9 protein-coding genes are annotated in these 11554 nt (G+C 36.1%); 1 reads left to right on the top strand and 8 read right to left on the bottom strand.

Features of this window, described 5'->3' with window-relative positions:
* The 4 genes from SVZ03_07995 to SVZ03_07980 all read right to left on the bottom strand — a co-directional run.
* Window positions 1–621, bottom strand: a 621-nt coding sequence (locus SVZ03_07995; GenBank protein MDY6934149.1) for a phosphopantothenoylcysteine decarboxylase, incomplete at its 3' end; no start/stop codon positions are given.
* A complete protein-coding gene (locus SVZ03_07990) occupies window positions 602–1141 on the bottom strand; it encodes a flavoprotein (GenBank protein MDY6934148.1) in 540 nt (179 codons plus the stop codon). The genes SVZ03_07990 and SVZ03_07995, both read right to left, overlap by 20 nt.
* Complete coding sequence (mutL, locus tag SVZ03_07985; GenBank protein MDY6934147.1) at window positions 1138–2955, bottom strand: DNA mismatch repair endonuclease MutL; 1818 nt, start codon at window positions 2953–2955, stop codon at window positions 1138–1140. Before mutL ends, SVZ03_07990 begins: the two co-directional genes overlap by 4 nt.
* A 112-nt stretch (window positions 2956–3067) precedes the next feature.
* Window positions 3068–3820 (bottom strand): NAD-dependent deacylase, encoded by a 753-nt coding sequence (locus SVZ03_07980; protein ID MDY6934146.1) that lies wholly within the window; start codon window positions 3818–3820, stop codon window positions 3068–3070.
* Between the two features lie 532 nt (window positions 3821–4352).
* On the opposite strand from SVZ03_07980, the gene SVZ03_07975 reads away from it, so the two are divergent.
* A complete protein-coding gene (locus SVZ03_07975; GenBank protein MDY6934145.1) occupies window positions 4353–5102 on the top strand; it encodes a J domain-containing protein in 750 nt (249 codons plus the stop codon).
* A gap of 171 nt (window positions 5103–5273) precedes the next feature.
* On the opposite strand, the gene SVZ03_07970 is transcribed toward SVZ03_07975, so the two are convergent.
* The 4 genes from SVZ03_07970 to SVZ03_07955 are packed head-to-tail and all read right to left on the bottom strand — an operon-like array spanning window position 5274 to window position 11545.
* Window positions 5274–6983 (bottom strand): methyl-accepting chemotaxis protein, encoded by a 1710-nt coding sequence (locus SVZ03_07970; GenBank protein ID MDY6934144.1) that lies wholly within the window; start codon window positions 6981–6983, stop codon window positions 5274–5276.
* Between the two features lie 42 nt (window positions 6984–7025).
* Entirely contained in the window at window positions 7026–8207 is a 1182-nt protein-coding gene (locus SVZ03_07965) for a hypothetical protein (protein ID MDY6934143.1), read from the bottom strand.
* Between the two features lie 20 nt (window positions 8208–8227).
* The gene (locus SVZ03_07960) at window positions 8228–9304 is read right to left on the bottom strand and encodes a chemotaxis response regulator protein-glutamate methylesterase (GenBank protein ID MDY6934142.1); all 1077 of its coding nucleotides are present in this window, start codon (window positions 9302–9304) and stop codon (window positions 8228–8230) included.
* Between the two features lie 9 nt (window positions 9305–9313).
* A complete protein-coding gene (locus SVZ03_07955) occupies window positions 9314–11545 on the bottom strand; it encodes a chemotaxis protein CheA (GenBank protein MDY6934141.1) in 2232 nt (743 codons plus the stop codon).
* Between the last annotated feature and the right edge of the window lie 9 nt (window positions 11546–11554).

Raw genomic sequence — 11554 nt, 5'->3', positions numbered from 1 at the left:
TTTTGATAGGAGGGGAAGCTCTATTCGCTCCCTATTCCTTGTAAATATCGTGATAACATTCGTATCCGTTCCAAATCCTGCATCGCATCTGCTTACATCATTAAGGCATATCATATCCAGATTCTTCTCTCTAAGCTTCTGTAGAGCATAGAACTCCATATCTTCTGTCTCAGCGGCAAAACCTACAATAAAGAGATTATCAATACCCCCTTCAGCACGAATTTTAGCTACAGTTTTGAGAATATCTGGATTTTTCTTTAGTTTAATAACAAGCTCTTCATTTTCCTTTTTAATCTTTGTTTTTGATTTATTGATAGGGGTAAAATCAGCAGGGGCAGCAGCCATGATCAAAACAGAATTATCCCTTATCTCTGAGAGTACAGCATTTAGAAGATCAACTGTTGTATCAATATCGATCATCCTATAGGATTTATTCGCTAATAGGGCTTTATCCATTGCGCCATGTATAAAGACTATCTCCCTTGCTTTAGCGCTGGCCTCATCAGCAATAGCAACTCCCATCTTCCCTGAGGAAGGATTTGATAGGAATCTCACGGTGTCAAGCCACTCACGGGTTGGGCCTCCGGTAACAATAATCTTTCTATCCCTTAATGGCTCCAACTGAAACCTCAAATATCTTTTGTATATCTGCAAGCTTGCCCCTACCCTCATCACCACAGAGCGCCTCGCCAATTTCTGGCTCAACAAATACTATATCCCATGATTTGAGTCTCTGTATATTCCTCTGAGTGGCAGGATGATTCCACATATTGGGATTCATGGCTGGAGCAATTACAACAGGACAGGTTACTGATAAAAATGTTGTGCTCAAAAGGTCATCTGCTATCCCATTTGCGAATTTACCTATAATATTTGCAGTTGCAGGGGCCACTAGCATGAGGGAGGCGTTCTCCTTCAATTCTATGTGAGCCATATCCCTTCTAACGACTGCGAAGCTATCTGTATATACAGGATTACCGGAAAGATTCTCCAGCGTAAGCGGTGTTATCAAATTTGTAGCCCTCTCAGTTAAAACTGCGTAAAGCGAATAATCAGCCTTAACAAAAAGACGAATGAGGTCACAGGCCTTATACGCAGAAATAGATGAGCTAATTCCTAATATTACCTTTTTTTTCATCATATCCTATGAAATATTTTCTCAAGATCCCTCTTTTCAAGCCTATGAATATATGGCCTTCCATGGGGACATCTTAGTTCATAGTCTCCCTTCAGGGCCTTGCAAACTATCATCCTGGCATCATCTGGAGAGATTGTATCCCCTGATCTCTTTGCGGAATGACAAGCAATCTTTTCAGCAATGATAGTTTTAATGTCTTTTGAATATTCTCCATTCGTTTTTAGGGATTCAACAACCTCAATAAAAAAATCTTCAACATCAAGATCAAGATCAAGATTCTCAGGTATCCCCCTTATAATAATTGCATTATCAGAAAAGCTATCAATATCAAAGGCTATTTTTTTGAAAAAATCCTTCTTTTCAATCACTATTTGGTAATCTTCAATAGAAAGTTCAATCACTGAAGGAAATATAAGCGTCTGAATTTCAAAGTCTGAATCTTCCTGAATAATTGAATCATAGATAAACCTTTCATGAGCCGCATGGAAATCAATAATATAGACTGCTTCATCCTCTTCGGCCATGATGTAGGTATCAAAAATAATACCCAATAACTTAATATCATCCCCTTGGCTATGCTTCTCAATCTCCTTGCTCAACCCTGCTACATCATCAATTAGGTATCTCAATCGATTAGTTGGATTGGGAACCCCCTCATGCCACCCTCCCCTACTGCTTTTTATACTCTTATCAGCATGTTCAACATGGTCTGATAGAAAAATGTCATTCACCGAACCCGGTTTGATCGTATTGATTGGGTTTTCTACTGAAATATCATTATCTTTATCCTTTTCTTCCCCATGCTTCAAAAAATTCGAACTAATTTTATGCGCCTGGTTACCAAGAACCCTCTTTGATATACCAAGTATAAGGTTATTGATATATCCCTGATCGAAAAACTTAACCTCTCTTTTGGCCGGATGTATATTAATATCAACCAATTGTGGATCTATTGATAACAGAATAAAAGCCGCTGGGTGTTTGCCCTTCTGGGTTAGTCCCTCATATGCCTTTGATAGAAGAAAGCCTAGGAATCGATATTCCACTGACCTCCTATTTACATATAATAGCTGAAGCGAACGGGATGATCTCATAAAGTGTGGTTTAGATAAATAGGCAGATATCTCGATCTTTAGGTCTTGTAATCGTTCAAAATAGAGATCACCCATGATGGTTTTACCGTATATCTGATGGATACGATCATCAATGCTTCCTACAGCAGGAAGCGTTATTTCCCGTTTACCGTCAACATTCAACGAAAAAGCTATTTCAGGTATTGGGAATGCTAATTTAAAAAAAACCTCTCTAATTTTTCTCAACTCATAATTTTTGCTCTTCAAAAATTTCTTTCTTGCTGGTGTATTATAGAATAGATTCTCAACTATGACTGATGTCCCGATCCTTCCTACATAGTCACTAATGTCCGTTGTATTATTAAAGCTAACAAACTTAGCGCCCACATCCTCCTCTCTCGATCTGGAATGTATTGACAATTTTGAAATAGAGGATATGCTGGAAAGAGCCTCCCCCCTGAATCCGAATGAGGTTATTTTATTTATATCACTAATATCGCTGATCCTGCTTGTAGCATGATCAACTATTGTAAGAGGCAGGTCCTCTCTATATATTCCGACACCATTGTCCCTGACAACCATTCTTTTAAAACCGCTATCAAATATTTCAACATCAATGTTAGTGGAACCTGCATCAATTGAGTTTTCCATCAACTCCTTTATTACAGAGAAAGGGCCCTCCACTACTTCACCGGCTGCTATCATCCTCTTAACTGAATCAGGAAGGGCGATTATTCTATTCACAATTTGTTATCCGAAATTAATAATATTATTTAAAAACCAACTTACTGCAAAGAAGGCTAGAATAAAGGGGTTATCCAAAAATTTCTATGAGAAATAGGATTAATAAACCACCCTAATGCAATATCAACCTTTCGATATGACTCTGTAGCGTTGCAAGGGTTGTGCCGATCTCTCCCTCAATAAAAACATCGGTTATTGATTCTGTTAAACTGGTATGCTCAATATTCATCTCAATAATATTAGCGCCTACACGTTTGGCAATATAGGGTATATTCATCGCAGGGTATACTAGAGCAGAGGTACCGATCACCATTACAACATCAGTGGATTCAGCAAAACGATGAGACTCAATCAATGCATTCTGAGGTATCATCTCGCCAAAAAAGATTACGCTTGGTTTTAATATATTGCCACAATTCCTGCATTCAGGTGGCATATCAATCAACTCAAATTCATCACGTCTAAAACTGCTCCCACAATTGAGACATTCAAGCCTGCTAAAATTTCCATGAAACTCAATAACATTCTGTGTGCCAGCATCCTGATGAAGATTATCTACATTCTGGGTAATAACAGCCTTACAGATGCCCATCTCCTCGAATCTCGCAAGCGCAAAATGAGCGGGATTGGGCTTTGCGTTTCCTATTATATCCTTCATTGAAAAAAACATATCCCAAACCTTTCGGGGATTATTCATAAAAGAATTGATATTTGCATATTCCATGGGATCAAATCTTTCCCATAGACCTCCCGGGCTACGAAAATCTGGTATACCGCTCTCCACTGATATTCCTGCGCCCGTTAGTGCAATTAAACACTTGGATTCCTTTATTATTCCAGCTGCCCTTTCATAAGATTCTTCCATACTTTTGCCCCCTTAAATGTAAGGCTTATATTCATTTTCCCAATATTATTCACAATAATTTTTCCTACTTATGTTTTTAAATGGGCTATATTCTTACAATTTTATAGATATCAATTTCTATTCCCTCAGTTTATTCCTAAGATTCACTTTCACTTATTTGCTCATTATGATGAAAATCATTATTTCCTAAACTTTGAAATACAAAAAAATTGATCATTAAAATTAAAAATAATCCTTAACAAGGGAATCATAGCACAACAGGAATAGCAAGAGAAATTTTCAATTCTGATTCTATAAAAGCACTTCACAAAGGGGGAAAAATTAAAAATATTGAATAAATATAGTTGATGATTTATCCTAAATTCTTTATAATTATATATATGTTAGTGTAATTGAACTAATATTTTTAGTTTATATTCATCCAATACTAACCAAAATGCAGCATTAATATCCGAATTAAAATAGTATTATTAGTTATATCTATAGAAATGCATGAAGAGGAACATACAGGGTAAACAGGTAATAAGAGAAATTGAATGGCAAATCACATAAACCCGTTGATGATGAGATTATCAACGCATTTTTATTGCTTTTTGATCCCATCAGGAAGGTCTCTCCAAATTTGATAAGTGGATTAAAACAGGAAGAGATTAAGACAGCCTATAGAAAAAAGGCCTTCGAGACTCATCCAGACCGAGCCAAATCAATCGGCGAGAGCGAATCGGATATGGCAGAGAGGTTTAAACAAGTAAATCTTGCTTATGAAAAGTTATATTCCTTTTTAGAAAACAATTTAAGCAGCCTTAACAATATAAATTCATCAGAAAGTGACCATAATTCTAACAAAAGTAATAGTAAAAGAAAAAAATGGGCTTCTGATCCCTTTTATAATGGTATTATCCCGAATATGGAGCTTCTGATAGGCCAATTCATCTACTATTCTGGTTATATATCCTGGGGAACCCTCATTCAGGCAATAGTTTGGCAGAGAAGGCAAAGACCACTTTTTGGACAGATAGCTATTGATTGGAACATCCTTTCGGAAGAAGAGATTAGAGAGATTTTACAGGTAAAAACCTATAAGGATAAAATTGGAGAATATGCTCTTCGTAATGATTATATCAGTCTATTTGAGTATATGGCAATTATGGGAAAGCAGCGTAATCTTCAGCGACCCATTGGAGAATATTTTATCCAAAATGGATTTGTAAATTCAAAAAATATGGAGTCTATGGTAAAGAGATTACAAGTGCATAACAGGAGGGTAAGGCTAGGAGAATAATAATCACTGCTCTGGATAATCCAATACTAACTCCCTGTTCTCATTAAGACTGCCTTACATCCATCCAATTAACTTTCAACATAGAGCTATAATAATCGCTCATAGCTGAAAGTGAAGTTACAATTACAAAATAGAAGACGATAAAGTAAGATTAGATGCTGGCTATTTCAGCTAACAGGAAGCTTGAAGCTGATTTTCATAAACTACATCATCAGCTATCTCATCTTGAGTTATCAATTCCTTAACCTCAATACATTTACTCTCTATTGTTTTGCCTCTTGTAATATTTGCCGCAGATCCTTCAATGGGTTTTTTCACAACCTCAGTCAATTCAAGTAAAAAACCCCTCAATTCATTTAATAATGTGTCTATCTCAATCGATTTTTCAACTATGGATTGACCAACACTCTCCGTTTCAGCACTTAAATTTGTAATCTCTTTAAGATTTACAATGATGCTATTTGAATTATTTGATATTGCATAAAAGACAGAAGAGATACTTTGGAGAAAGAGATTTATTTTTTCAATTATTACTTGAGTTGAATTTATATTCTCTTCAATTTTAGGAACATTCTTTTGTATATGGTTCTGTAATCGATTTATATTTTCATAAATTGTCATGAATCCCTCAAATTCATTCGGATCACGAGAAGATTCAATTCGAGAATACATCCCAATAACCTTCATAGACTTTAATATGCTTTTAAGAAAGTTAACTATACTGTTAATTTGTTCATAATCCTCAATAAATTTCTGTATGGCGTTGTTTGAGTATACAATTTTTTTCTCAATTTCATTAAGCTGAGAAATAAGCTTACCTAAAGCCTGTGACATATAATTTGACGTATTGTTATTGTTGACTGACTGTTCTTTCACAATCGTAGTGGTTTTTTGTAACTCAGCTGATTCAGATATTATTGAGTCACAAAAAGCGACACAGCTTAAAGAAAATTCTAATTGACTCTTTGATTTAGTATTCACACCCTCAGCTGTTTGCCATATTGAAGAGGATTGAGAATGAATATGATCAATTATTTCCATATAGTCCTTGCTAGCGTTATATGCTGAGATTACCTCCTGTGTTTTTAATTGAAGATCCTCTCCGGCTTTTATAACATTTCCAGAACCCGTGATCGCTCCAATTGCATCTGTATCCATCTGACCTACTTTTTCGTTTATATCTTCAAGCATCATTTTCTGGTCATTTATTTTTTCCGCTGATGTATTTACCTTTAACATCAACTCATTAACCGCATTTTTCTGTTTATCAAGTATGTCCGTAAATTCTATGAAGTTTTTATGGCCCTCAGTAATATCATTTAGAATAATTGAATTTTCATTGATCAATTTTCCAATGCCATCGATAATCGGGTCCACAACATCTACTATGCTAATTAGGTTTTGATTAATAAAATTCGACATCTCATTTAATTTGTTGGCAAGGACATCGAATACCTTTGCATTATGCGAATATTTGCTAGATTCAACTGATGCATTTATCGCTAATAAAAAAATCTCTTCTGTATCGTTCTTAATCTCTTCGATTATATTATTCAGATTATCTATCTCACTTTCAAGGGTATTCAATGTCTTCTTAATATTATCGAGATTTAAAAGAATATCTGAAAAATGTTCAACATTTGATTTAAATTCCCCTGAATTGCTATCAATGCCATTATATGAGGATTTTAGATATTGGAGTATTTCCCCAAATTTTGTTTTCAGGGTCCCGCTCTCTTCAATCAATTTTTCAATTAATGATAGACTATTTGAGGTAATACTCTTTCTCTTATGCGAATCACTATTCACATATCTTGCTGTCTCCGTTATCTCATTAACAATGGTTGATATGCCTTCTATTATTTTTTGGACATCACTCATAAGCAATCCAATCTTCCTTTATTTATTAAAATATATGCTTAATCAATGCTTCTCCTGATCTAGAAGATTTTTTAGATAATCTTCTAGAATTTGTCCATTTTTAATATTCTTGCCTGAACCCTCTATTGGATATTTGGTTGCTTCAGTCATAACCCCAACTTCCTTTGCTGTGCTGTCGTAATATTCAATTTCCTTTTCTGTAGATTTTACCGCTTTATCCTCAATCTCATTATTGAGATGGCTGCTGTCAGCCATATCATAGTTTAGGGAACTCACATTCTTTATGTCTTTACAGGCTATTTTTACATTGATCATAATTCGATTAATTAATTCATGAATATCGCCGTTATATTCCATCTTATCAAGCGACTCTTCAATCTGAAGATATTTCTTAAACTTAAGCGATAGTATTACGGTAAGAACAGTAATGTATTGAAGATTCTCTTCAAAAATTCTATGTTTCTCTACAACCATATCCCTTAATGAGATTGAATCTCTGTGCAGTTGCTTAGTAAAGTTATTTACCTTTTCTGCAAACTCATATTGTGATGATGAACTCTTATTTACATCAACAGCGATATTCCATCCCTTTCTTGCCTCTTTGATGAGATTATTCAATTCAGAGAGATTATTATCCTCAATCAATTGCTGAACATTTTGAAATTTCTCCACCATTTGCAGACCGCGTTCCAAATTAGAGGATGAACCCTTGATAGCCTTCTTTGCATCCTGAAGGCTAATTTTTGTTATCTCCTTTAATGTTTTTAGAGAATCCTGCTGTAATTGTTTGCACATTAAGATCTTATCATCTATAAGGATTATTTCATTATCCATTTTAATTATTTTCTGGATATTTGATAAGGCATCATCTATCGCTTCAGACAGATAGTTAATTTTTGATATGCAGTCTTCAATAATATCAGCATTAATGGAAACACTCTTCTTCAGATCATTAATCATATCAATTTGCTCATTGATGTTTGACTTGAGAATTACGCATGTATTCAATACAACGTTATCTTGGTCTCTCATTATAATATTCGTATTTGCAACTGTTTCAAGGTCTTTCTTTAAGACCTCACCAATCTTTAGGGATTTATCGATATATTCCATAGCTTTCTCAGAGCATGCTTTTCTTGTCTTTGAAGATTCATTTACCTTTTTAGCTATAGAACCGAATTCATCAGCCTTCTCTCTTAAATTTTCGAATATTTGATGATTCATATACTCACCTCTGTTTCTTTTTAGTTACAATAACTAATTATAGCATCCGCCATTTTATTCAATGGCAATATTTCATCCACACCGCCAAGTTTAATTGCCTCATGAGGCATACCAAAGACAACGCATGTCTCTTCATCCTGGGCTATGGTTTTTATTCCAGCATTATGCATCTCCATCATACCAGCTGCTCCATCATCACCCATGCCGGTCATAATAATGCCAAGAGCATTTTTCCCAGCTACCTTAGACACAGATCGAAAAAGGACATCAACAGAAGGTCGATGACGGGATACACGTGGTCCGTCTTTGATTTGAACATATAAATTTTTACCCTTTATAGAAATAAGCATATGGCGATTACCGGGTGCGATTATTGCACAGCCATTTCGAACCTCATCGCCATCCTTTGCCTCTTTCACTTCAATGTCACAGAGCCTATCTAAACGTTGAGCAAAGGCATTGGTAAACTTCTCTGGCATATGCTGAACGATAACTATGCCCGGTGAACTACTAGGTAATGCTTTTAACACGTTCTCTATCGCGTTAGTGCCACCTGCTGATGCCCCTATCGCTACAAATTTTTCCTTGCTGGTTACAACACTTTTCTCAGCTCGTGGAGACAGTATAACATCAGCAGTAAGTTTAGGAGGAGCCGATAATTTCTGACTGGACTTTAGCGTTAGTCTACTTACCTTTGCATTGTAGGCTGATCGTACAGCATCCGTGATTGTAACAATAGACTCATTGAGAAAGTCCTTTATTCCAACCTTTGGTTTTGTAATAACTTCAACAGCGCCTGATGAGAGGGCCTCCATTGTGATCTCTGCATCCTTTTCAGCAAGTGTTGAACATATGATTACAGGAGTAGGTCTATCCCTCATTATCTCCTTTAAGAATGTTATGCCATCCTTGCGAGGCATTTCTATATCTAAAATCATCACATCAGGCCATTGATTCTTGAGATGGTGCATCGCAATAATGGGATCATGCGCAGCAGCCATCAACTCCATATCTGGGGTTGAGTCGATAATTTCGCCAATAACCTTGCGAACCGAGGCGGAATCATCCACAATCATTACTTTTATTTTTTTTTCCATTTTTGAATATTAAAATGTTGCTCCAGCAACTTCTCTCATAACTTCTTTAGATATTTCACCTTTGCTTTCGATTGATTGTAAGTGTTGAATAAGAATTGGCACATCAAGTATTAAAGCGACCTCTCCAGTGCCCAGTATTGTTGCACCTATAGCCCATTGAAGTTTTCTAAAGATTTTACCCAATGGTTTGATAACCGTTTGAAATTCTCCGATCAGCTTATCCACTACCAGGCCAATCCTTCTCTGATTATATTCGACGACAACAATATTCTCACGCTCTTTTTTCCCTTCAGTAACATTAAAAAAATCCCGAAGCCTTAAAAAGGGAAGAATTTCTCCCCTTAAATTCAGAAAGTTATACGCATCGCTTCCGCTGATATCCTCGGCTGTTATTTCTGAACACTCTATCACCATGTCCAATGGCAATACATAAAAGACACTGCCTACCTTAACCATAAAACCATCAATAATGGCTAAGGTTAGTGGTAGATGAATTCTCATTGTAGTGCCAATCCCTTCTTTGCTATCAATAGTGATATTGCCCCTTAAGGATTGTATATTCTTCTTTACAACATCCATACCTACGCCACGTCCTGATATGTTGGTAACCTTTTCAGCAGTAGAAAATCCAGGCTCAAAAATTAGTTGATATAATTCATTGTCAGATATATCCTGGCCAGGTTGTATCAGACCTTTTTCAATAGATTTATTCAGTATCTTTTCTCGATTAAGTCCGCCACCATCATCACTAACCTCAATTATAATGCTTCCTGTTCCATGATATGCGTTTAATAATATGGTCCCCTGAGGTTGCTTACCCTTTTTTACTCTATCCTCCGGTGTGCCGATTCCATGATCCACTGCATTTCGCACCAGATGCATTAGTGGGTCATTGATCTTCTCAATCAGGGTTTTGTCTAGTTCTGTCTCACCACCATTTATTATAAGTTTAATTTCCTTCCCCCTCTCATGACTCAAATCTCTCACAACGCGTTCAAATTTTCTAAATGTATCTCCGATTTGAACCATCCGCACATTCATCGTGCTATCTCTAATATCCTCGATCAATTTGGACATCTGTAAAACCGATTCTAATAATTCTGTATCTCCCAGCTTTTCTGATAGCTGTTTAACGCTTGCGCCTGTAATAACGAGTTCGCCAACATAATTGATTAAGTGATCAAGCTTTTCAGGATCTACACGTATAGAACGTATATTCTTCTTTACCTGTGTCTGTTTCTCAAGGGCAGCATTTACTACAGATTCCTGTACCATCTTTTCTTCTACAACAATCTCGCCTAGTGGTTTTTTTTGATCTTCATCCGAAACCTTGTTTAAGGCCTCCTGCAATCGAATCGCCTCTTCAAGCTCCAATTCAGTCAATGTGCCGATCTTCGTTAGAATCTCTCCGATACGCTGGGGGGTCTCAGGCAAATTCTGAATAAGCTCAACATACTCAGATATTGAACTCTTTGGAGAAAGAATTCTCAAGGTACAATCATCAATCAGAAATTCAAAAGCATCCTCTAATATTTCTTTATCCACATTGCCCTTGAAATCGATCTCAAATCCCAGATAACAACTCTCAGGATCAATCTCTTCCAAAGTTGGAATTCTATCACATACGGTTATAATGTTAACGATCTCGCCTATCTCTCCAAGGTATTTTATAAAGGGCATTGGATCCAATCTGTTTCTAAAGACATCTTCACCAAACCTTATTGATATATGCCAGCATTCATTTAAAACCTGTTTCCCATCTGATTGAAGGGTGTCAGTTGATAATTCCGGCCTTTTAGATGTGTTGCTATCAGATAATTTCGATGAGGTAGATAGATATGTATTCAATTTTTGATATAAAGATTCACCAGTTTCAGTCATCTCTTTATCAAGCACGTTGTCCTTTGAGTCCTCAAAAAGAACCACTAACTTATCAACATAATCATGACATTTCAGAAGAAGAGCAATAAGATCACTATCAACCTGTATTAAACCCTTTCGAACATCATCTAACATATTTTCTACTATATGTGTAAACTTCTCTATCTCAACAAAACCAAACATCCCAGATGCGCCCTTTATTGTGTGAATTGCCCGAAATAATGAATTAATGGATTCTTCATCACTGATATCCTTTTCAAGCTGCAAAAGAGAACTTTCCATCTCATCAAGCATTTCCCGGCAATCCAGAAAAAAAGCATTGATTGCATCCTGCATGTCATATTTTTTCTTTGATCCCATACATTCCTC

The sequence above is a fragment of the Spirochaetota bacterium genome (assembly GCA_034190085.1).
Classification (GTDB): Bacteria; Spirochaetota; UBA4802; order UBA4802; family JAFGDQ01; genus JAXHTS01.
Note: the sequence above shows the minus strand (reverse complement) of the source record. Positions and strands in the feature narration are given on the sequence as shown.